The organism is Thermanaerothrix sp. (genome assembly GCA_026417795.1).
GTDB lineage: Bacteria > Synergistota > Synergistia > Synergistales > Synergistaceae > Thermanaerovibrio.
Map to the genome: position 1 here is coordinate 1 of JAOACP010000032.1, position 22,583 is coordinate 22,583.

22 protein-coding genes and 1 tRNA gene are annotated in these 22,583 nt (G+C 59.9%); 21 read left to right on the plus strand and 2 right to left on the minus strand.

What is annotated here, in order from left to right; all coding sequences use genetic code 11:
* The 3 genes from N2315_07240 to N2315_07250 form a co-directional block, all read left to right on the plus strand.
* Positions 1-325: hypothetical protein (locus tag N2315_07240; protein MCX7828981.1), on the plus strand; the 325-nt coding region annotated here is incomplete at its 5' end.
* 30 nt (positions 326-355) lie between these two features.
* Positions 356-673 (plus strand): hypothetical protein, encoded by a 318-nt coding sequence (locus N2315_07245; protein MCX7828982.1) that lies wholly within the window; start codon positions 356-358, stop codon positions 671-673.
* A gap of 269 nt (positions 674-942) precedes the next feature.
* Complete coding sequence (locus N2315_07250; GenBank protein ID MCX7828983.1) at positions 943-2,250, plus strand: SLC13 family permease; 1,308 nt, start codon at positions 943-945, stop codon at positions 2,248-2,250.
* Between the two features lie 187 nt (positions 2,251-2,437).
* Here the strand turns inward: N2315_07250 and N2315_07255 are convergent.
* Positions 2,438-2,511, minus strand: a tRNA-Gln gene (locus N2315_07255).
* A 151-nt stretch (positions 2,512-2,662) separates the two neighbouring features.
* Between N2315_07255 and N2315_07260 the strand changes: the two genes are divergently transcribed.
* From N2315_07260 to N2315_07335, 16 genes are all read left to right on the plus strand, one after another.
* Complete coding sequence (locus N2315_07260) at positions 2,663-4,381, plus strand: ribonuclease J (protein MCX7828984.1); 1,719 nt, start codon at positions 2,663-2,665, stop codon at positions 4,379-4,381.
* An 88-nt stretch (positions 4,382-4,469) separates the two neighbouring features.
* Positions 4,470-6,098, plus strand: a complete 1,629-nt coding sequence (locus N2315_07265) for a Na/Pi cotransporter family protein (protein MCX7828985.1) — start codon at positions 4,470-4,472, stop codon at positions 6,096-6,098.
* Positions 6,086-6,904: an undecaprenyl-diphosphate phosphatase gene (locus tag N2315_07270; protein MCX7828986.1), complete on the plus strand. Its 819-nt coding sequence runs from the start codon at positions 6,086-6,088 to the stop codon at positions 6,902-6,904. The genes N2315_07265 and N2315_07270 overlap by 13 nt, the downstream gene beginning before the upstream one ends.
* Positions 6,897-7,157 (plus strand): hypothetical protein, encoded by a 261-nt coding sequence (locus N2315_07275; GenBank protein ID MCX7828987.1) that lies wholly within the window; start codon positions 6,897-6,899, stop codon positions 7,155-7,157. The genes N2315_07270 and N2315_07275 overlap by 8 nt, the downstream gene beginning before the upstream one ends.
* Complete coding sequence (locus tag N2315_07280; GenBank protein ID MCX7828988.1) at positions 7,154-7,744, plus strand: Maf family protein; 591 nt, start codon at positions 7,154-7,156, stop codon at positions 7,742-7,744. Before N2315_07275 ends, N2315_07280 begins: the two co-directional genes overlap by 4 nt.
* Positions 7,741-9,669 (plus strand): DUF5693 family protein, encoded by a 1,929-nt coding sequence (locus N2315_07285; protein ID MCX7828989.1) that lies wholly within the window; start codon positions 7,741-7,743, stop codon positions 9,667-9,669. The genes N2315_07280 and N2315_07285 overlap by 4 nt, the downstream gene beginning before the upstream one ends.
* Before the next feature lie 2 nt (positions 9,670-9,671).
* A complete protein-coding gene (gene csaB, locus N2315_07290) occupies positions 9,672-10,700 on the plus strand; it encodes a polysaccharide pyruvyl transferase CsaB (protein ID MCX7828990.1) in 1,029 nt (342 codons plus the stop codon).
* Positions 10,694-11,536 carry a hypothetical protein gene (locus tag N2315_07295; GenBank protein ID MCX7828991.1) on the plus strand — a complete coding sequence of 281 codons (843 nt, stop codon included), beginning with the start codon at positions 10,694-10,696 and terminating at the stop codon, positions 11,534-11,536. Before csaB ends, N2315_07295 begins: the two co-directional genes overlap by 7 nt.
* Entirely contained in the window at positions 11,523-12,464 is a 942-nt protein-coding gene (locus N2315_07300; GenBank protein MCX7828992.1) for a transketolase family protein, read from the plus strand. Before N2315_07295 ends, N2315_07300 begins: the two co-directional genes overlap by 14 nt.
* Positions 12,465-12,470: 6 nt before the next feature.
* Entirely contained in the window at positions 12,471-13,166 is a 696-nt protein-coding gene (locus N2315_07305; GenBank protein ID MCX7828993.1) for an ATP-binding cassette domain-containing protein, read from the plus strand.
* Complete coding sequence (locus N2315_07310) at positions 13,153-14,037, plus strand: permease-like cell division protein FtsX (protein MCX7828994.1); 885 nt, start codon at positions 13,153-13,155, stop codon at positions 14,035-14,037. Before N2315_07305 ends, N2315_07310 begins: the two co-directional genes overlap by 14 nt.
* A 28-nt stretch (positions 14,038-14,065) precedes the next feature.
* Positions 14,066-15,271 (plus strand): peptidoglycan DD-metalloendopeptidase family protein, encoded by a 1,206-nt coding sequence (locus N2315_07315; protein MCX7828995.1) that lies wholly within the window; start codon positions 14,066-14,068, stop codon positions 15,269-15,271.
* A gap of 72 nt (positions 15,272-15,343) precedes the next feature.
* On the plus strand, positions 15,344-16,537 hold the full coding sequence (locus tag N2315_07320; GenBank protein MCX7828996.1) for a S41 family peptidase: 1,194 nt from the start codon (positions 15,344-15,346) through the stop codon (positions 16,535-16,537).
* 2 nt (positions 16,538-16,539) lie between these two features.
* The gene (locus tag N2315_07325) at positions 16,540-17,514 is read left to right on the plus strand and encodes a divergent polysaccharide deacetylase family protein (protein MCX7828997.1); all 975 of its coding nucleotides are present in this window, start codon (positions 16,540-16,542) and stop codon (positions 17,512-17,514) included.
* On the plus strand, positions 17,511-18,797 hold the full coding sequence (locus N2315_07330) for an adenylosuccinate synthase (protein ID MCX7828998.1): 1,287 nt from the start codon (positions 17,511-17,513) through the stop codon (positions 18,795-18,797). The genes N2315_07325 and N2315_07330 overlap by 4 nt, the downstream gene beginning before the upstream one ends.
* A 5-nt stretch (positions 18,798-18,802) precedes the next feature.
* Positions 18,803-19,270: a GNAT family N-acetyltransferase gene (locus N2315_07335; GenBank protein ID MCX7828999.1), complete on the plus strand. Its 468-nt coding sequence runs from the start codon at positions 18,803-18,805 to the stop codon at positions 19,268-19,270.
* Here the strand turns inward: N2315_07335 and N2315_07340 are convergent.
* Positions 19,201-19,839 carry a hypothetical protein gene (locus N2315_07340; protein MCX7829000.1) on the minus strand — a complete coding sequence of 213 codons (639 nt, stop codon included), beginning with the start codon at positions 19,837-19,839 and terminating at the stop codon, positions 19,201-19,203. The two genes, N2315_07335 and N2315_07340, sit on opposite strands and share 70 nt — an antisense overlap.
* A gap of 25 nt (positions 19,840-19,864) precedes the next feature.
* On the opposite strand from N2315_07340, the gene N2315_07345 reads away from it, so the two are divergent.
* Both N2315_07345 and N2315_07350 read left to right on the plus strand, forming a co-directional pair.
* Complete coding sequence (locus N2315_07345; protein ID MCX7829001.1) at positions 19,865-21,652, plus strand: ASKHA domain-containing protein; 1,788 nt, start codon at positions 19,865-19,867, stop codon at positions 21,650-21,652.
* Between the two features lie 84 nt (positions 21,653-21,736).
* The coding region (locus tag N2315_07350) for an insulinase family protein (GenBank protein ID MCX7829002.1) at positions 21,737-22,583 on the plus strand (847 nt) is incomplete at its 3' end.

Genomic DNA, 22,583 nt, shown 5'->3' on the forward strand with positions numbered 1-22,583 from the left:
AGATGTGTATAAGAGACAGGTGTTGTCCGCGGGTCTTTTGTGGTTTGACAGGCCCGGGGCGGTGTATTCGGTTTCCTTTCTTGTGCTTGGGGTCTTTGGGGTGTTGTCGAGGCTCTACGGGGGGACCTTTACGGTGTTCCTCCGGTTGGCAGGGGTTTTGTGTGTTGGTTGGTGTCTTGTGCTTTGGGTCTTTGGGCTTGTGGTTGCCTTGAGCTGGCCCTTTGGGATGCCCATGGGGGATGTGGTGGTCCTGTTGTTTATACTTGTGTGGGAAGCCCTTTTGATCGTCTCTTCGGGGGTCTCGATCCTCCGATGGGGGCGTTAGGTCTTTCATTTTTTGCAGGGAGGGGTTTTCGTGGCATCGGTGTGGAAACTTAGGGCGTGTCTTGTGGTTGGTCTTTTGGCGTTGCAGTTGGTGGTGGGGGAGTCCGCGTTGGGCGCCGGGTGGGATCGTTACGCCGGAGGCGTCCTTAGGGTTGAGAACCGGCACAACCTGGCGGTGTACGAGAGGCGCAGCGACAGGTTTCGGTTGGTCCGGCTGCCCGGGGAGATGGAGATAATCAACGCCGGATGGGACAACGTGAGGCTTGTGATAAACTGCCTGGACCCCAGGGGAGAGGGGGTACGCTACGTGTTTTTGACCCCCGACCGGTTTCACGTGGAGCGGCAGTGATCTTGTGGGTTGAATTTATTTAGCTCTCGGTGGAAGGATTTTTAATTTTATTTTAAACTTTCTCTCCATAAAGAAGAGAAGAATTTTTCTTGAATGCCTTCTAGACTAGTTTGATGTTGGGCTTTACCATGTACACATGAGGCCCGGAGGGAGTTGTTTTAGGGGTGTTTAAGTTTTTGTCCATGGCTAAATGCCCTACAAGGAGGTGGTGGTTTGCTGAAGTTGTTACCCCGGGTCTAAAAAACTAAGGAGCGAGGAGGTCGTGAAAGGTGATCCTTACGAACCCCGTCGTGCTGTCCGTCCTGGTGATGATAGTCCTGTGTTTGTTTAATTTGAACATCATTCTTGCCCTCATCGTGTCCGCCCTAGTGGCGGGGGTGGCCGCCGGCATGTCCCTTGGGGACACCATGGGGGTCCTCATAGGTGGCATGGGGGGCAATTCGGAGACCGCGTTGAGCTACATCCTTCTTGGGGCCCTGGCGGTGGCCATAAGCCAGACCGGAGTGGCGTCCCTACTGAGCGCCAAGCTGTCCAGGGTGGTGGGAAGCCGCAAGGCCTTTCTGCTTCTGCTCATAGCCTCGGTGAGCTGCCTTTCCCAGAACCTCATCCCGGTTCACATAGCTTTTATCCCCATCCTCATCCCGCCGATGCTTTCGCTCTTCAACCGTCTTAAGATGGACCGAAGGGGAGTGGCCTGCGCCCTTACCTTCGGCCTTAAAGCCCCCTACATAGTCATACCCGCGGGCTTCGGCCTCATATTCCACGGCATCCTGTCGGACCAGATGGCCGCCAACGGCGTGAACGTCCCCAAGGGCGACATGTGGCACTACACCTGGATACTTGGAGTCGGCATGCTCCTGGGCTTGCTCCTTGCGGTCTTCGTGAGCTACTCAAGGGACAGGGACTACCAGGACAAGCCGGTGATGGGCCTTGACGGCATCCCCGAGGCGGAGAGGCTGACCCGGGAGCACTACATAACCCTGGGGGCGGTGCTGGTGGCCTTCGTCATACAGCTTAAGACCAGCTCCCTTCCCCTCGGGGCCGTGGTGGCCCTGGGGCTCATGGCCGCCGGCGGGGTTATCCGCTGGAAGAAGCTCGACGACGTGATGGCCGGCGGAATAGGGATAATGGGCATGATAGCCATGATAATGCTGGTGGCGGCGGGCTATGGAGCGGTGATCCGGGAGACCAAGGCGGTGGACGCCTTGGTCAACGGGGTGGTGTCCATGGTGGCTGGAAGCAAGTTCTATGGAGCCCTTCTGATGCTCTTGGTGGGACTTTTGGTCACCATGGGCATAGGCACCTCCTTTGGTACCATACCGGTGGTGGCCGCCATATACTGCCCCTTGGGAGTCAAGCTTGGCTTCACCCCAGGGGCTTTGGCGTGCATACTGGCCGCCGCCGCGGCCCTTGGAGACGCGGGGTCTCCAGCCTCGGACTCCACCCTTGGCCCCACCTCGGGCCTTAATGCCGACGGCCAGCACAACCACATATGGGACACCTGCGTCCCCACGTTCATCCACTACAACATACCCCTTATCATCTTCGGCCTCATAGGGGCCATGATGCTCTACTAACCGCGGCGCAGCTCGTCCCTTGACGTAACGCCTTGCGGATTCCCGGCCCCACCGAGAGCAAAAACCTCCGGGTCGGGAATCCGCTTTTTATCTTTTTAATTCGTTTGGAGCTTGAGCGCGGTCTTGATGGGAAGGATGTCCCAAAATAAAAATAAAAAAGGCGGCGCTCCGGCCGCCCTTATGACCTTGGCTGGGGAACCTGGATTCGAACCAGGATTACCTGATCCAGAGTCAGGCGTGCTGCCGTTGCACCATTCCCCAATCGGACGGAGAGAATACTACCACAGTACCGCCCTTTTGAAAAGGGGTGAGGACGAGATGTGGCAAAATTTCTTGCTTCCCTTTGCTTGGGCCTGCTTATTTTCTGCCCAAACTGTGGTAGGATTGTTCACCGGAGAAGGGAGTTGAAAGGATGGGCAGGGAATCGGGCGTCTCGAACGCCAAGCCCTCTCGCCAGAGGCGTGGAAGAGGGAAGTCCGTGAAGCCCAGGAAGGACCTCAAATGGATACCCTTGGGCGGAATGGGAGAGATAGGAAAGAACATATCGGTCCTCCAGTACGGGGACGAGATGGTGGTTATAGACTGCGGCCTCAAATTCCCGGAGGAGGAGATGTTGGGGATAGACCTGGTGATCCCCGACGTATCCTTCCTTGAGGAGAACCGGGACAGGATAAAGGGTATATTCATAACCCACGGCCATGAGGATCACATAGGGGCGCTGCCGTTCGTGCTGCCGAAGCTGGACGTGCCGGTTTATGGTACCAGGCTCACCTTGGGGCTCATAAAGAACAAGCTGGGGGAGGTTTGCCCTCGATACAGGCCCAAGTTCAACGAGATAAGCGCCGGAGACGGCGTGACCCTAGGAAGCTTTACGGTGAGGGGCATAGCGGTTTGCCACTCCATACCCGATGGGCTTGCGTACGCCATCAAGACCCCGGTGGGCACGGTGGTCCACACCGGTGACTTCAAACTTGATAACCAGCCCATAGACGGCCGCACCACCGACTACGGGGCCTTTGCGGAGCTGGGCAGGGAAGGGGTCCTTTTGATGCTTTCGGACTCCACCAACGTGGAGAGGGAGGGCTTCACCCCCTCGGAGAGAACCGTGGGCAGGACGTTGGAGCAGCTTTTCCGGCTTCACAAGGACAAGCGCATAGTGATCGCCACCTTCGCCAGCAACCTCCACAGGGCCCAGCAGGTTTTCAACATAGCCATGAGGTACAACCGGAAGGTGGCCCTGGTGGGAAGGAGCATGCTTGCCTATGTGGAGCTCGCCCGGGAGCTCGGTTACGTAAACGCCCCGGACGACCTGTTCGTGCCCGCCCAGGAGGCGGAGCGCATGTCCCCCAACCGGGTGGTGGTGCTCACCACCGGAAGCCAGGGGGAGCCCTTCTCGGGGCTTGTGCTCATGAGCAAGGGAGAGCACCGGCAGATCCGCCTTGGGCAGAGGGATCTGGTGATAATATCCGCCACCCCGATCCCGGGCAACGAGAAGCTGGTCAGCCGGACCATCAACATGTTGTTCGCCTGTGGGTGTGAGGTGGTGTATGAGAGGGATCAGGCCATCCACGTGTCGGGGCACGCCTCCAGGGAGGAGCTTAAGATGATGATAGGCCTCATCAAGCCCAAGTGCTTCGCCCCGGTCCACGGGGAGTACCGGCACTTGGTGCGGCATGCCCAGATTGCCAAGGATCTTGGGGTCCCGGCGAAGGAGGTCTTCGTGCTGTCAAACGGAGACGTCTTAACCTTGAGCCCCCAGGGGAAGGGAAGGGTGGACGGCCGGGTCCAGGCGGGTGCAATATTGGTGGACGGGCTTGCCATGGGGGAGTTCCAGAGCAGCCTTCTTAAGGAGCGCCGGGAGCTGGCCCTTGACGGGGTGTTGGCGGTTTCGGTGCTCATGGACCGAGACGGTTCGGTGAAGGACGTGAAGATGGAAAGCCGCGGCTTTCTTCACAGCCAAGAGGCGAAGGACCTTTACGGCGAGCTTGAGAGGGCGGTCCTAAAAGCACTGGAGACCTGTCCCGCCAACGACGAGGCCGCAAAGACCGCCATAAGGAAGAAGATGAGGGAGGTGCTGAGCCGCTACTCCAGGGGGTATCCGTCAATAGTCCCCTTCGTAAACAGGCTGTAAGACCCAGCGATTTTATGGCAGGATGTTTTATGTAGGTTCGCTTTAAAAGTATTAAAAAACAAAAATCTAAGCCTCCGGAGGGGTAGTCATGTCCTTCAAGATCCTTCTTCAGCTCTTGGGCGGAGTGGGGATGTTGATTTACGGAATAAAGGTTATGGGAGATTCCCTGCAGAACCTTGCGGGGGATCGGCTGAGGCGTCTTATAGCCAAGCTCACCGGAACTCCCGTTAGGGGGGTCATCGTGGGCACTGCTGTTACCACCATAATTCAGAGCAGCAGCGCCACCACCGTAATGGTGGTTAGCTTCGTTCATGCGGGCCTCATGACACTTTATCAGGCCTTCGGGGTGATAATGGGGGCCAACATAGGCACCACCGTCACAGCCCAGATAATGGCCTTCAAGATAACCGACATCGCCTACCTGTGCGTGGTGGTGGGGGCCTTCCTCTTCCTCATGGCCAAGACAAAGCGCCCGCGGGAGATAGGGGCGGGCCTTGCGGGCTTCGGCATCCTCTTCATAGGGATGCACATCATGGGAGACTCCATGTCGTTCCTCAAGGGGCGGGAGGACCTCTTCATGCCCTTCCGACATCACCCGGTTTGGGCGGTCTTCGCCGGCACCGTGGTTACGATGATCATCCAGTCCAGCTCCGCCACCGTGGGGCTTACCATGGCCATGGCGGCCCAGGGCTTCATGCCCCTCAACGTGGCCATAGCCTTCATCCTGGGGGACAACATAGGGACCACCATAACGGCGGTCTTGGCCTCCCTGGGGGGCAACCGGTCCGCCAAGCAGGCGGCGGCTTGTCATGTGATGTTCAACGTCATAGGCACCCTCATCATGCTCCCCCTGCTACCCTGGTACTCCAAGCTCATGGCCCTTACCGCGTCGGACATATCAAGGCAGGTGGCCAACGCCCATACCTTCTTCAACGTGGCAAACACTCTGATATTCCTCCCCTTTGTGAGGCCCTACGTTAACCTCGTAAGGCGCATAGTCCCCGACGACGGGGCGGTTAAGTCCTATGGGCCCGCGTTCCTGGAGCGGAACCTCATATCCGCCTCCCCCGCCGCCGCCTTGGACGCCCTCAAGAAGGAGATGGTGCGGATGGGCTACTTCGCCAAGTCCATGCTTGAGGGCTGCAGGGGAGCCATAGTCAACTGGAGCGACTCCAGCGCCAGCGACGTCCTTAACACCGAGAAGATAGTGAACGAACTCACCCATGAGATAGTCCGCTATGGGACGGAGCTTGGACAGAAGGGGCTTTCCTCAGACCTGTCGTTTCTCCTCAACTCCTGCATAAACGGTGTGGGTGATATAGAGCGCATGGGGGACCACTCCACCAACCTGGTGGAGATGTATCAGTACATGAGGGAGCATAACCTCAGGTTCACCGATTCCGCCATGAGGGAGTTCGAGGAGATGTTCTCGCTGGTTTACGAGGCGGTTAGCAAGAGCATCGAGGCCCTCGACAAGGAGGACCTGTGTCTGGCCGGCGAGGTTATGGAGCTGGAGGACCGGGTGGACGAGATGGAGAAGCGCCTTAGGGCCCGGCACATAGACAGGCTCAACCACGGCAAGTGCAACCCGGGAGCTGGAGTTGTGTTCATCGACATCCTGAGCAACCTTGAGAGGGTTGGGGACCATGCCCACAACCTGGCCTGCGTGGTCATGGACATGGCCAAGGTCAGGGGGCAGGAGGTGTGCGAGGCTTGATGTTTATGTATCCGGTGTTGCTGGGGCTGATCCAGGGTTTTGCAGAGTTCCTGCCCATAAGCAGCTCCGGGCATTTGGCGCTGGTGCAGATCTTCTTAGGCCTTAAGGGCCCCCAGATGGGCTTCGACCTGATGCTGCACATGGCCACCCTCCTTGCGGTGGTGGTGTACTTTGCCTCCGACATGCTGCGGTTCCTCCGGGACTTCTTCCTGGGGTTCCTCTCCGAGGAGGCCCGGTCCTCCGACGGATGGAGGTACGGCTGGGCAGTCATGGCTGGTACCGTGGTGACTGCCCTGGTGGGGTTGCCCCTCAAGCCCCTGGTGGAGGCCGCGTCCCAAAGCTCCCTTTGGGTGGGAGGCGGTTTGGTGGTGACTGGGATGGTGCTTACCCTTTCCCGCTTCGTCCCCCAGGGCTCCAAAGGGGTGGGGCTCATGGTGGGGCTTGTGGTGGGCCTAGCCCAAGGTGTGGCGGTCATGCCCGGCATATCAAGATCCGGCAGCACCATAGTGGCGGCCCTCTTCATGGGGCTTTCGCCACTGGAGGCCTTCAGGTTCTCGTTCCTCTTATCGATCCCCGCGGTGCTGGGAGCCACCCTGGTTGAGATGCTGGACGGGGGTGGATACTACGCCTTCCTCTCGTCCCTTCCTACTGGATGGCCCCTTGGGTTTGTGGCCGCCGCCGTTGCCGGGCTCCTCTCCCTGATGGCCCTAAGGCGGGTATCCCTTTTCAGGGCCTGGTGGATGTTCGGCGCCTACTGCTTGGTCGTAGGCGCCGCCGTGGTGGGGTTCTCCCTGATCGGTGTCTAAGATGGCCAAGGCTCTTCCGAGGGGCATACCCGGTTGGCTCATAGTGCTCCTATGCCTCATGATGGGCGGTTTCGCGGGTAAAATGATGCAGATGTTCTCCTTCTCCGCGCCGCTCTTCAGGGATCTTTTGTCCTTCGGGGTGGATTCCGGCCGGGTGGACCTCATGGCGTTCAGCTTTAGCGTGAGTTTTCACATGGATTTCAACCTTGGAACCTTCTTGGGAGGAGTGATAGGGGTTTGGCTTGCCCGATGAGGTTGATATTGGCGTCCGGCAGCCCCAGGAGGAGGGAGCTGATCGCCGGGTTGGGATGGGACTTCCAGGTTTTGACATCCCAGGTGGACGAGTCGCCCCTCCCCGGGGAATCGCCGGAGGATATGGTTCTTAGACTGTCCCTGGCCAAGGCCAGGGACGTGGCTTTCAAGGTTCCTGGCGCCGTTGTGATAGGCGCCGACACGGTGGTGGACCTGGACGGCCAAATACTTGGGAAGCCCAGGGACAGGAACGATGGGCTTAGGATGCTGATGGCCCTTCAGGGAAGGTCCCATAGGGTGCACACCGGGGTGTCTGTGGTGATGGATGATAAGCACGTGTGGGGGGGTGAGACCACCATCGTCAAGTTCCGGCCCCTGTCGCTTCATGACGCCATGTGCTATATCAGCACCGGCGAGGGGGACGACAAGGCTGGAAGCTACGCTATCCAGGGCAAGGGTGCCATGCTGGTGGAGTCCGTTGAGGGATGCTATTTCAACGTGGTGGGGCTTCCTATCCTTAGGCTGAGCCGCCTTCTTGAGGAGCTGGGTTTTAGCCTTTCTGACCAGCTTGGGGGTGTTGCCTTATGATCAATGGGTCCAAGGAACCTCAAGTACCGGGTGGTTTTGGCGGTGCCTTGAGGTCTTACTTTGTGGTTTTGCTGTTGGCGTCCCTTGCGGTGTCCCTCTTGTCCTTGATGCCAAGGGTAAGGGCGGAGCTTGGAAACCGACGGGTGGGCATAGTGATTGAGTACCGGGACCTGGTCTCCCTGGCCAGAGAGGGAAGGTTCATCCCCGTGGATCTTGGGGATTCCTTGCGCTCCAAGGGGCTCGGCGGGCTTCTGGTGGGGGAGTTGTCCGGCCGGGATTTGTTCTCCGGAGTCAGCACCTTAAGGCTATCCCCCGTGAGGGACCTCCTATTTGAGCTTCCCGTTAAGGGGGTTCCCATGGACCGGGCGGTCCTTTGGTCCACTGCGGATGACGCCAACATGAGGGCGGCTCTGCCGTACCTATCCGCCAAGTTCCCTTCCGCCTCGAGAATGTCCTCCGATGGTTACCTGGCGGTTCTATTGCCCCTTGGCATGGGGGACATTGCGGATTCCGGCATCGTGCCGGACTTTGAGGGGCTGGAGCTTGCCCGCCGGCTTGGGTTGCCGGTGCTGTTCCGCCCCCTTCCGTGCATAGGAGTTGGGGGGGAGGGTGTGGCATCGGGGGTAGAGGCGCTTCTTGCGGCCGGTTATCCCATAAGGGGAATGCTCCCCGCGGGGCTCTCCGTGGCGGGTTATCCCCGGCTGGAGCCCCTGGGGGCCCTCATCAAGGGGGAGTCCATGTTTCTGGCCCAGGCTGAGTTCGTGAAGCAGATCGGCATGGCCCAGGCGGCCAAGGCCGCCTTCCCCAACCTGGTGCCCCTCCACAGCGTGATCAAGGACGAGGTCTTCTCAAAGGCCATCACCCGGGAACAGCTGGTGGAGCGCATGGTGCGGGCGGTTCACGAGAGGAGCGTGAGGCTCCTTTTGGTCCGCCCCTATGACCTCTACCCAGGAGACAGGCTTGGCGCCTTCACCGAGGACCTTAAGGCCCTAAGCGATTCCCTTAAGGCCCGGGGCTATCTGCTTGGATTCCCATCGGCGGAGCGGCCGGTGGAAAGATCCCGCCTTGCCCCCCTGGGAGCGGCGCTGGCGCTGCTGGCGGTGATCTGGTCCATTAGGAATCGATTCCTCCAGGACAGGATCCCCAAGGGCAGCTGCCAATTCTACGTATACGCAGGAGCTCCGCTGATTCTAGGTCTAGGGGCCTCTATGATCGGCGGCTTCCCGATGAAGCTCTTGGGAGCTCTTCTTGGGGCCTTTGGGGCCTCCGAGGCGGCCTTGAGGGCCTTGGAACAGAGAAGCCCCGTGAGGGGAGCCTTGATGGGCTTTGCGGTGGCGTCGGTGGTGGGTACCTCAATAGGGGCCATGTACGGTTTCAGCCTGTACATGCTGCGGGTTGAGGTCTTTTCGGGGGTTAAGCTCACCCTGGTGCTCCCTCCCCTAATGGTGCTCTTTAACGACGTGGTAAAGCGCAGATACCCGGAAGGGGCGGAGATTCTAAAGCGTCCACCCCTTTGGGGGGAGCTGGCGGTGGCGGCGATCCTCCTAGCGGGGCTCGCATTCATGGCCATAAGAAGCGACAACACCGCCCTGGTGCCCCAGTGGGAGCTTTCCCTTCGCGAATGGCTGGAGCGCTTGTTGTTGGTACGTCCCAGGACCAAGGAGCTTTTGGGATATCCCTGTCTTTTCGCCGCCGCCTGGCTGTCCGCCAGGGGGCTTGCCCCGAGGCTTCAGGAGGTTTTCAGGATCGTATCCTCCCTTGCCTTCGCGTCTGCGGTAAACTCCTTCTGCCACCTTCACACCCCCTACCCCTTGACGCTGCTTAGGGGGTTCAACGGCCTTTGGACCGGCTGCCTCCTGGGGTTTGCGCTCTTCTTGGCCCTTGGCGCCGCATTTAATTACCGTGCCGGGAGGTTAAGGCCGTGACAATGGCAGAGGAAAGGGAGCTCCAGGTGGTGCTGTGCGGCTACTACGGCTTTGGCAACCTTGGGGACGAGCTTTTGGCTAGGGGTTTGGTGGAGCTTCTGGAGGGGTGTGGCATACCCAGGTCCCGCATAGGCGTTCTGTCCGCCGCCCCGGCCGTTACCGCCGCGGAGCTGTCGGTTAAGGCGGAGGACCGTTGGAGCCCACGGAAGGTCTTCGGCTTTCTAAGGTCCGCCAAGACCCTGCTTTTGGGCGGAGGCGGCCTTTTCCAGGACGTGACCAGCATCAAGAGCCCCATTTATTACTCCGGCGTGGTTTGGCTTGCCAAAAGGGCGGGAGCGGTTCCTTGGGCCTTTGGCCAGTCCTTGGGGCCCCTTCGCAGCGCACTTGGAAGGACCCTCGCGGCAAAGGCCCTTGGGGCTTGCAAGGTCAGGGTCTTCAGGGACCGACGATCCGTGGCGATGGCCCAGTCCATAGGTCTAGGGGCCGCAGCCCTGGCGCCGGATCCGGTGATGGCTTTAAGGCCCTCGTTGATCCGGTCCAAGGAGGAGCTCCTCTTGGTCAACCTAAGGCCCTCTAAGACCTTCAACCTACCTGGCCTGGCCAGGTCCATAATGAGGCTGGCCCATAGGACCGGCCTTTCCCCCGCGGGTTTTGCCATGGCGGAGGAGGACCTTATACCCTTAAGGGATCTTGAGGCCCTGGGGGTAAGGTGGTCCCAGGTTAGGCTCTTAAGAAACCTGAAGGACTTCGAGGAGATGGCCTCCTGCGCTGGAGGGTCGGTGTCCATGCGGCTTCACGGGGTCGTGTTGTCCGCCCTTTCTGGGTTGCCCTGCGCGGCTTTGCCCTACGACCCGAAGGTGGAGTCCTTTGCGGACGCCTTTGGAATTCCTAAGCATACCGGCGAGGGTGAGATAATCCTTGGTGAGGGTTTAACATCCGAAGTGCTTAATGAATCGGCCCGGGCTTTGAGGGAGGCCATGGAGGCTGCGCTCTCCAAGCTGGGTCTTGTGGGCGGTGGTGGGGCGTGCTAACCGACGAGAGGATTAAGGAACTTGTCTTAATAGCCCGGGAGGTTCGCAAGGACGTGGTGAGGATGATAGGTCTGGCCAAGGTGGGGTGTTTGGAGTCCTCCTTGGCCCTGGCGGACCTCTTGGTGTACCTGTATTGGGAGGCCCTGTCGGTGGAGCCGTCGAACCCCATGGATCCTAACAGGGACCGGTTCATCCTGAGCAAGCGCAGGGCCGCCCCGGCGCTGTACGCTGTTTTGGCAAGGCGGGGCTTCTTCAGCCGGGACGAGCTTTGGAGCTTCGGCCGCCTTGGAGCTCTCCTTCAGGGCAACCCGGAGTACCGCAGGATCCCCGGTTTAGACGCCCCTTCGGGCCCGCCGGGGATGGGGCTTGGCATGGCGGTTGGCCTGTCCATGTCGCTTCAGATGGATCGAATTCCGTGCCGAACCTTTTGCCTCATGGGGGACGGGGAGCTCCGGGATGGAACCGTGTGGGAAGCCGCCTTTTCCGCTTCGTTCCGGCGGCTTGGTGGGCTTGTGGCAGTCATAAACGTCACCGACCACGGCAAGGAGCAGTGGGGACCCGTGGACAGCGTTGAAACCATAAGGGCAAAGCTGGAATCCTTCGGCTGGACGGTGGCGGAGGGGGACGGACACGACTTTGGATCCATGGACGCCACCTTTAGGTCCATAATGGGCATGGACTCCCCCAAGGCGGTGATACTTAGGACCCGGGAGGCGGGAGGGGTCGTGCTGCCGGGCGGTAGTTATTCTAACGGCCCCTTGTCCAGGGAGGATGTGGACGTGGCCATAAGCTCCATAGAGTTAGATGGGAGGAGGCCTTCCGATGAGAGAACCTAGCCCCCTGTGGCTTGCCTACGAGGAGACATTGTGCTACATGGGGGGGCATCGGGAGGATCTGGTGGTCCTGGACTCAAGGGAACCCACCTTGTCGGGAGCCTTCAAAGGGCTTTTCCCCGGAAGGTTCTTTGTGGCTGGCACGTCGGAACAGGAGATGGTGCTCACCGCCGCCGGTCTGGCCCTGGGGGGCAAGCGGGTTTTCGTGTCCTCCTCCAGCCCCTTTCTTGTGGGGAGAACCTACGACCTCATAAGGTCTGCGGTGGCTATACCGTCCTTGGGGGTTCACCTGGTGAGCCCCTCCGGAGGTCTTGACATGGGGCCCGATGGGGCTCCAAGCCAGATGGTGGAGGATCTGGGGCTTATGACCGCAATGCCGGGAATGCCGGTTTTTGTGCCCTGCGACGGCGTATCCACCCGTAGGATCGTAGAGCTTCTCGGGGAGCTGAAGGGCCCCTCCTACATGAGGCTCACAAGGCGCGCCCTCCCAGATCTTAATGGATTGGATGAGGGAGACTTCTCCATAGGTGGTGCTAGGCTGCTCACCCAGGGAGAGGGAGTCACCATATGTGCTTGTGGTATCATGGTGCACGAGGCTTTGAAGGCCGCCCGGGTGCTTTCCAGCCAGGGAATTGAGGCGGAGGTCATAGACTGTTACACCGTAAGGCCCTTGGCGGAGCAGGTGGTGCTTTCGTCGGTTAGGCGGACCGGGTGTTGCGTGGTGGCGGAGGAGCACAGCCTCTTCGGAGGCCTTGGCAGCGCGGTGTGCCAGTGTCTGTCCTCCAAGTATCCCGTGCCGGTTCGGCTGGTTTGTGGGGATGACCGGTTCGGTCAAAGCGGATCCGATGAGGAGCTCAGGGAATACTACGGCCTCACCAGCGGAAGGATAGTGGGGGCGGCGGTGCAGGTATTGAGCATGCGCAGGAGGTAGCGTTTAATGGACATTCGTTTATCAGGGGTGACTAAGATCTTCCACCCCGACATAACTGCCTTGGAGGACGTTTACCTGGAGATTCCAAAGGGGGAGTTCGTGTACCTGGTGGGCCCCACCGGATCGGGAAAGACCACCCTGATGAGGACCATAACCAGGGAGGTCATGCCAACCAGGGGACAGGTCATGGTGGGGTCCTACAGTTTGAGGAAGATAAGCCGCCTGGACCTTTCCCTTTTTCGGCGGGACGTGGGGGTCATCTATCAGGACTTCTGCCTTTTGCCTCACCTTAACGTCTTTGAGAACGTGGCCTTCGTCCTGGAGGTGCTCGGGATGCCGCCTCGGGATGTTAAGGAGAGGACCGATGAGGTTTTGGAGCGGGTGAACCTGTGGCGGCGTCGATTCCTATACCCCCCGCAGCTCTCCGGTGGAGAGCAGCAGCGGGTGGCCATAGCCAGGGCCATAGTGAACTCTCCGTCCATACTCCTGGCGGACGAGCCCACCGGAAACTTGGACCTTCATACCGCGGAGGAGATAATGCAGCTCATCCTGTCCATAAACGCCATGGGCACCACGGTGCTGATGGCCACCCATAACCAGTACCTGGTGGACTCCTACCGCCAGCGGGTGGTGGAACTCAGGATGGGCCGAGTTGTAAGAGACGAAAAGAGGGGAAGGTACGAGATAGATGGGGAGCTTTAGGTATGCCATAAGGGATGGGCTGAGACTGGTATTTAGGCACTGGGGGTTGAGCTTCCTCACCCTTTTTACATCCGCCGCGGTCTTTTACCTCATGGGATCCAGCATCCTCTTCGTGCTTAACACCCGGCATGTGGTGAAAAACCTGGAGGGGGAACTGTCCATCCAGGCCTACGTGTCCCCCAACGTGGACCTCAACGCTCTGGCGGCGAGGGTTCGTCGTATGCCCCACGTGAGAGCCGTGGAGGCCATAACCCCTGAAAAGGCCCTGGAGCGGCTGAAGGCCCGGTTGGGTAGCCAGGCCCAGGCCATAACCCTTTTGGGGGAGAACCCCCTTCCTCCCAGCGTGGAGGTTTGGGTGGACAAGGCATCGTCGGTGCCCACCGTGGCGAGGGAATTGGTGGCGGTGGATGAGGTTCAGGACGTGGTGTATGCCGGCAAGCTGGCTGAAAAGCTGTCCAAGCTGTCCAGGTTTGCGGGCCGTTTCTCCCTGGCGGTGTTGTTGGTGGCGGTGGCGGCAAGCGGTGTTGTGCTGTTCAACACCATAAGGATAGCGGTCTACTCCAAGGAGGAGGAGATCGCCATAATGCTCATGGTGGGTGCCACCCCGTCTTTCGTGGCCATGCCCTTCATAATCCAAGGGGTCCTGTTGGGCAGCCTTGGGGCCCTTCTCTCCTCCGTGATGCTGGCCTTCTCGTACGGGGCGGCGGTGGAGAGGCTCAAGGACTTCCTGCCATTTATCGAGCTTCTGAACGACGCGTCCCTGCTCATAAGACTTGGTGGTGTCCTGGTGGGAGGGGGAGCCTTGGTGAGCTTCTTCTCAAGCCTCCTTGCGGTGGAGCGCTTCATCAGAAGGGCCCTTAAGCCCCTTTAGGGCCCGGAGGACTGGGACGGTGGGATCCATGGGGTTTAAACGTATCTTATGCGCCCTTTTCACCCTGGTGCTCATGTGCGGCAGGTCCTACGCCGTCACTGGGACCTCTGACCTGGAAAGGCGCCTGAGGCAGGAGGAGAAGAGGCTTAACCAGGTTCAAAGCCAGATCTCCTATCATCAGAAGAAGGTTAAGGAGATGGAGGGCAAGGAACGGGACGTCATCTCCGAGATAGAGGCATTAGCCCAGCAGGTTGCGGTGACGGAGCAGCGCATATCGGTCTTGAACCTTCAGCGGGAAAAGGTTAAGGAGCGCATGAGGCAGCTGGTGGCGGAGATAAGGAACACCTCCACCAGGATAGATTACGTTAAGGATCTTCTGAAGGCCCGGTTGGTGGCCATATACAAGTACGGCGGAATAGCGGAGTTCAACCTCCTCCTGTCCGCTCCTGGAGCCATGGACGCCCTTTCCACCTCCTACCTTTTAGGCAGGATAGCGGATCAGGATCAGCGGCTGATACGGGAGCTGTCGGACCGGAAGACCAGGCTTAGCATGGCCCACAGGGAGCTGGCGGAGCAGCGGGCCCTTCTGGAGAAGCAGAACCAGGAGCTTCAGGATAACAAGTTTCGATTGAAGGTGGCCTCGGACCGGAGGAATGACCTTCTAAAGAGGGTGAGGAGCGAAAAGAGCCTTCACTTGGCGGAGCTTCAGGAGTACCAGAGGATGGAGCAGGCCATAAACTCCACCATAACCAGGCTTATGGAGGAGAAGCGCCGCCGGCTTGCGGAGGCTAGGGCCAGGGCGGCCCAGAAGAAGGCCCAGGCGCCAAAGGAGGTCATATACTACAAGGGAGGGCGCCTTGCCTGGCCTCTGGTGGGACAGATCCGAAGTTCCTTTGGGGTAAGGGTTCACCCGGTGTTCAGGACCCGCATAATGCACACCGGGATTGACATATCGGGCAGTACCGGCGACCCGGTAAGGGCGGCGGAGAACGGAGAGGTTCTCTACGCCGGGTGGCTTAGGGGTTACGGACAGGTGATAATCTTGGACCATGGGGGAGACATAACCACCGTGTACGCCCACCTTTCCAAGATAGAGGTAAACGAGGGCCAAAAGGTCAGCCGTGGAGAAGTAATAGGACGGGTGGGTAGCACCGGCATAGCCACGGGGCCGCATCTTCACTTTGAGGTTCGGGTCAACGGAAAGGCCACGAACCCCATGGGGTACCTGCGGTAAAGAGGTTTAGGGGAGGGTGGTGGCTCAACCCGCTCTTCTTGGTACACCTCACTGCACAGGATGAAGGGAAGTGTGAGATCTTTGTTCAAACGCTTTAGGGATCTGACGTTGGGTGTGATAATAGGGGCCCTGGCGGTTACGGGGATGATGTCCGCCCTGGCGGGGGACGGCATTCAGCAGGGTTCTTTCAAAGACCCCTTCTCTCCTAAGAACATGACCATATTAAGGCAGGCCCGGGCCATCCTGGACCTGTACCACGTGGACGCGGAGAAGCTGCCGGGGGAGCAGAAGCTGTTCTACGGGGCCATGAAGGGAATGGTGGCCGCCGCCGGCGATCCCTATACCCGTTTCGTGGATCCATCCCAGCTCAAGGAAGAGAGCATAGAGATGGAGGGGCAGTATGGGGGGATCGGGATGTACGTGGGGCAGCGGGACGGCAAGGTGCTTGTCATAAGCCCCATGGAGGGTACACCGGCCCATCGGGCGGGCCTTAAACCAATGGATGAGATAGTGAAGGTGGGGGACAAGGTGGTGGTGGGGATGAACCAGGACGAGGTGGTGAACCTACTCCGGGGGCCCGCCGGTACGAAGGTTACCGTTTGGGTAAGGCGCAAGGGCAAGGACGAGATAATGAAGTTTAACATCACCCGGGAGATAATAAAGATCCGTTCGGTCCGCAGGGAGATGCTGAAGGACAGCTACGCCTACGTGAGGCTTGCCCATTTCACCCAGACTGCGGGGCAGGAGATAGCGGAGGCGGTGTCCTGGGCTTCCTCGAAGGGTGCCAAGGGAATGGTCTTGGACCTTAGGAACAACCCCGGCGGCCTGCTTAACGCCGCGGCGGACGTGGCGTCCTGCTTCCTTGACGACGGAGACCTGGTTGTCAGCACCAAGGGCAGGGTGGACAGGGCTAACGAGTCCCTTTACGCCTCAGGGAGGGTTAGGTTCAAGGGGCCCCTGGTTGTGCTGATCAACGAGGGCAGCGCAAGCGCCTCGGAGATAGTGGCGGGGGCTCTTAGGGATCACGGCAGGGCCAAGCTGGTGGGGCTTAAGAGCTTTGGCAAGGGGTCCGTCCAGACCCTCTTCAACCTTCCCGATGGGGCGGGGATGTACGTTACCATCGCCAGGTACTACACCCCGTCGGGTCGGATGATAGACAAGGTGGGCCTTAACCCGGACGTGAAGGTCCCGGGTGAACCTATGGCGGATCTTGCCAAGGATCCCCAGGTGAGGAAGGGTGTGGAGATCCTAAGGGCCATGAGGTGACCATGGTTCGCCGGTTCTTATGGGCAGCTCTTATCCTCCTCGCGGCGGTCTTTGCCGGAAGCCGCTGGAGGGATGGGGTTGAGCTCTTTGACCGTCTGTGGGATGGGGAGACCCTTGAGGCGCCCAGGGACGGGGCCCAGGAAGAGCGAGAAAAGGCCCTTCCCGATCAACACGGGCAGGGCCCAATCAAGCTGCCTTCGGATTCCGATCCGGGGAGCGGGGCGGTATCGGCGGATGGGATCTACGTGGAGCTACCAAGAGCCTCCCATGGTTCCCGTAAGGCGCAGAAGGCCGAGCGGTGGCTCGCCATAGTGGTGGACGACATGGGGTACGACCTTAAGGCGGCCCGGAAACTGGCCTCTTTAGGGCTCCCCATGACTTGGGCTATAATACCCGGTGCCCCTCACGCGTCCGAGGTGGCTAAGGTTGCGGAGTCCAAGGGGATACCCTATCTGGTCCACGTGCCCATGATGGCTTTGTCGGACCGTAGCTTAAGGGGCATGGTGGTAGCTCCGGGCATGGGGCCGGAGGAGATAAGGGAAAGGGCCAAAGAAGCCTTTGATGTCCTGCCCGGCGCAGTGGGGGTCAACAACCACCGGGGTTCGGCGGCCACGGCGGATCGTCCCGCCATGGAGGCCTTCTTGGGGGCGCTCAAGGAGCAAAGGCCCGGTTGGTTCTTCCTGGACAGCAGGACCAACCCGAAATCCGTGGCCTTCCAGGTGGCTTTGGAGAAGGGGATTAAGGCGTTTAAGAACAGATACTTCATAGACGCGGTCCCGGGCGGCGAGGAGCGGGCTTTGATCTCCGCCGTGTCGGGGGCTTACAGGTCGGGCGGGGCGATAGCCATAGGGCACCCAAGGCCCGGCACCATAGAGGTCCTTTCCAGGCTTTCCGCTGGGGATCTGTCGTTGCCGGAAGGTCTTGAACTGGTGAGGCTTACCCAGGTGGCCGGGGAAGGGGGAGGAGGAAAGAGATGAAGCGCAGAGCGGAAGTTATAATAGGTGCCCAATGGGGAGACGAGGGCAAGGGCCGGGTGGTGGACGCACTGGCGGACAGGGTCGACCTGGTGGTCCGCTACCAGGGAGGGGCCAACGCGGGACATACGGTCATAGCGGGGGGTGAGAAGCACGTCTTCCACCTGCTCCCCTCCGGCATGCTCTACCCCGGGAAGACCTGCGTCATAGGCGGCGGAGTGGTGGTGGATCCAGACCAGCTTCTGGCGGAGCTCGCTGAGCTCAGGGAGAGGGGAAAGGACAGGGCAAGGCTTGTGGTAAGCCGCAACGCCCACGTGGTGATGCCCTACCATAAGACGTTGGACGTTCTCTCCGAGAGGGAGAGGAGCGCTTCTCAGCGGATAGGCACCACCAGCCGCGGCATAGGCCCCTGCTACGTTGACAAGTTCGCCCGGGTGGGCATAAGGATAGGGGACCTTTTGGACGAGGACGTCCTGAGGGAGAAGCTGGCGCTTAACCTGGAGAGCAAGAACCTGCTTCTTACCCGCATATACGGTGAGAAGCCCTTGGCCATGGATGACCTGATGGATCGGGCGGTTCAGTGGGGGCGTCAGCTGGCGCCCTACGTTGGGGATGCTTACGTGGAGGTGAACCGGGCGCTGGATGAGGGCAAGGGGGTGCTCTTTGAGGGCGCCCAGGGCACGCTGCTTGACGTGGACTTCGGCACGTACCCTTACGTCACCAGCTCCAGCCCCACCTCCGGCGGGGCCTGCACGGGGGTTGGCGTGGGGCCAAACAGGATAGATCGGGTCATAGGGGGCGCCAAGGCCTACTGCACCAGGGTGGGAGAGGGCCCGTTCCCCACGGAGTTGAACTGTGAGATAGGCTCCAGGCTGAGGGAGGTGGGGAACGAGTACGGAGCCACCACCGGAAGGCCCAGGCGCTGCGGGTGGCTCGACCTGGTGGCCCTTAAGTACTCGGTGATGGTCAACGGCCTTGACGCCATAGCCCTCACCAAGCTGGATGTGCTGTCGGGACTTGAGCAGATAAAGGTGGCGGTGGAGTATAGGATAGACGGGGAATCCACGGGTTACTTCCCCACGGACCACAGGATGCTTTCCGTCGCTGAACCGGTGTACAAGACCCTTAAGGGCTTCACCGAGGACATCTCGGGGTGCCAGTCCTTTGACGACCTGCCGAAGGCCGCAAAGGATTACGTGGCCTTCGTAGAGGAGTTCTGCGGGGTTCCGGTGGTGCTCTTGGGGGTGGGCCCCGCCAGGGAGGCCACCATAATAAGGGGGCTATAAGGGGCTTGATAATAGGAGAGATCCGCTTTTGCGGGGTAGGGGACGTCCCCTGCCTGGAGGATCTGGATGTCATGTGCGGGTCCCCTGCGTGGAGCAGGGGACTCTTTCTTCATCACGTGGCCTCCGATGGGGGCGGTGCGGTGATAGGGATATTCCTGAAGGGAAAGCTCCGGGGGTTCCTTGTATTTGAGCTTCGGGGGGACGAAGCCTGGGTCATGAGGCTTGGGGTGCACAGGGACTTCAGGAGGCTTGGGCTGGGATCCCAGTTGATGTGCGCCATGGAGGTGATGGCCCTGGCCCAGGGGTGCGTGAGGGCCAAGCTCCACGTGCGTTCCTCCAACCGGGACGCCATGGGGTTCTACTCCGCCATGGGCTTCAGGCGGGTTGACGTGGTCGGAGGTTACTACTCCGACGGAGAGGACGGGGAGCTTTGGGAGGCGGAGCTGCCCTTCGGGCTGGAGGAACGCCTGTAGGGGCATCGCGGATCTTTACATGACCCGCACTGATCGTAGGCTGCCGCTTCCTCCCCGCTGCAGGAGGGGATCATAAGGGCGGAGAGCGAGTCCTCCGGCACCAGAATGTTCCCTTCCGTTAACCGTATTCCAAAAGCCTCTCCCCCAAGTCGGTCCGCAAGGTGCCTTTGAACCTCCAGGGGTATATCCCTGCCGGGAAAGAGAGATCGCGGACAAACCCCAAACAGGCGGTCAAACATGAGCCGGAAGAAGTTCACGGCCCTTTCAAGCCCCTCCATGGCGGCGCCGTTTCGTATCATCTGCTCCAACGGTGACGCGTAGGACAGCGGAAGGTCCTCCACGGCCCACACCAGAACCCCAAGGCACCGATTGTCCCCCGGCAGTTTTGGAAGGTCATGGCCCATGGCCCATTGAAAGGCCGAGAGGGGGAAGAATCCCCCGATCCCGTTAACCCTGAAGCGCAGGGCCCCCAGGACCTCAAGGGCCCGGTGGGAGGCTGGGAGCTTCATCCTTTGAGCCAAGGCCCTTGCGTCCCATGATGCGGGGGATAAACTGAACTGGAAGCTCAATAGTGTTTTCCCAGAAGGCATCCTCATGGTGATAGATTTTACCCTCCGGGAGGTGAAAGTAAATATGCCGGTTCTAAGAGTCCACAGGGGGGAATCCACGGTTCATCTGGAGCTCCCTAAGGGGGTCACGTTGCTTGAAGCCCTCAAGTCCTCGGGCTTTGCCCATGAGGTGGAGTCTCCCTGCGGAGGGTTGGGGCTGTGCGGGGGTTGTTCCGTCAGGGCCTTAGGCGGCCTATCCGATAGGTCCCCAAGGGAGGCCTTGCTGCCCGGCGGAGTGAGGCTCGCTTGCGTGGCCAGGCTCCTGGGGGACGCGGAGGTGTTCCTTGATGATCTTTCCTCACCTGTTCTTTCGACCACCAATGGACTTGACTCCTTAGACTTTACGATCGCCCCCCCATGCCGGGCGGTGCCCTTCCGATTGGACCTGCGCAGGGACCTCATGGCGGGATGCTCAAGCCTTGAGGAGTTCCTCGTCAGGGCTTGCTCGGTGCTTCCATATCCGTTGGAGGGGGTATTAGACGTTGCTTTGGAGGGGCTTGCCAGGATGCTTTCCCGCCGGGAGGGCGAGGCTCTGGCGTGGGTATTTGACCGCCGGATCGTGATGGTAGGCCACGTGGGTCTTACTCCCCTTGGCTTGGCGGTGGACCTGGGCAGCAGCACCATAGAGGTGGCGGCGGCGGACCTCTGCTCCGGTGAGGTTTTGGGCCGGTTGAGGGTGGAGAACCGTCAGCGCAGGCTTGGGGTTGACGTGGTTACCCGTATTACCCGGGCCCTGGAGGGTTTTAGCGATGAGCTATGGCGGCTTCTCGTCTCGTCCTTGGACGAAGCGGTGAAGGAGCTTCTTAAATCCCTGGGGGCGTCGGCGGACCGGGTGGTTCGCATTGTGGTTGGATGCAACACCGTCATGGGCGGTTTCCTTTTTAAGATCCCGCCGGCGGGGCTTTCGGAGAGGCCCTTTCTTCCCTGGACCTTGAGGAGCAGGACCGTTGAGGCCTTGGGGCTTGGGGTTAACCTGAGGTGTCCTTTGACGCTCCTCCCTTCCATCGGTGGTTTCGTGGGGTCCGATGCTCTGGCCTTTCTTTACCGGCACAAGGGGGAAGGCGTAAGGCTCCTTTTGGACCTTGGAACCAACGGGGAGGTGCTTTTGTGGACCCCTGAAGAGGCCCTTGGGGCCTCGACGGCGGCGGGGCCCGCCTTTGAGGGTTACGGACTGTCATGCGGCATGCCAGCCCTGCCTGGAGCGGTTCACAGGGTACGGTTGGAGGATGGGGATGTTAAACTTGATGTCATAGGTGGATCCGCTCCTAAGGGCGTTTGCGGGTCCGGGCTGGTTTCTTCGGTGTCCCTCATGAGGGGGACTGGGATTTTGGACGGGTCCGGCCGCATGGATCCCTCAAGGGATTTTAAATTCCAGCTCGGCGCCGGTGCGTCCCTATGGATAACCCAAAGGGACGTGAGGGAGTTTCAGCTGGCCAAGGGGGCTGTGAGGGCCGCGGTGGAGACGCTCCTTGATGAAGCCGGCGTAGGGGAGTCCCAGGTGGACCTTTGCGTGGTGTCCGGCCTCTTTGGCGGTTCCCTTCAGGTTGAGGACCTCATAAGGGTTGGGATGCTGCCTTCCCGTTGGAAGGATAGGGTCCGTTTTTCCCCCCATGGGGTGCTGGAGGGGCTTCTTTCCGTGTTGTTCGGAGGTGAAGATGCTTTGAGGGAGGTGGAGGAACTGGCTTTAAGGTGCCGTCACGTATCGTTGGACCGGGATGACTTTAAGAACCGGCTTCTTCGATGTCTTGACCTTGGGGAGTCCGATCCTGTGTAGGTTGCGCCAGCCGTTGAAATCCCCCCCTGTAAGGTCGTATAGTTTGTTAAAATTAAATAAAATATCCCCATTGGAGGTGTTCCCTTGAAGCTTCTTGTGTTGCCCATGTTGTCTCTTTCCTTGCTTTTGCTTTTTACCCCCCGGGCCTTTTCCGCCCCCTTGCCCGAGGCTTCACTGGGGGGTGTCAACCAGTACCGTCTTCCAAACCGTTTGATGGTGCTTTTGATCCGAGATCCGTCGGCTTCCAACGTGACGGTCAACATGGTTTACTGGGTGGGTTCTTCCGACGAGAGGGATGGTGAAAGGGGCCTTGCCCACCTTCTGGAGCACCTGCTCTTCAAGGGCACCCCGTCTCATCCGGACATACCCAGCGAGATAGCTTCTAGGGGCGGCAGGGCGAACGGCAACACCTGGACCGACAGGACCTGTTACTTTCAGACCCTCCCCGCCGGATTGGAAAACCTCCGCTGGGCCCTGTCCTTGGAGTCCGAGAGGATGACCAAGGCCCGGATAACCGCGGAGGAGCTGGATAAGGAGCGGGGGGTGGTGATAAACGAGCTGGTTAGGGGGGAGAACGATCCGGTGTCGGTTCTTATGAACCGAATGGAGAGCGTTGCCTTTGACTGGCATTCTTACGGTAAGCCCACCATAGGGAACAGGATGGACCTTGAAAGGCTTCCCCTGGAGAGGGTGCTTGATTTTTACAGGTCCTTCGTGAGGCCCGACAACGCGGCTTTGATCATCTCAAGCCCCTTTGAGGATGAAGTGGTGCTTAAGGAGGTCGAGCGGTTCTTCGGCCCCATAGAGGCTCCGTCCTATCCGGTGCCCCGGATGGTGAGCCATGAGCTTGGCCAGGACGGTGAGCGGATGGTACGGCTGTACCTGCCCGGCCAGTATGGGGCCGTGGGGTTGGTTTACCAGGGACCGGCGG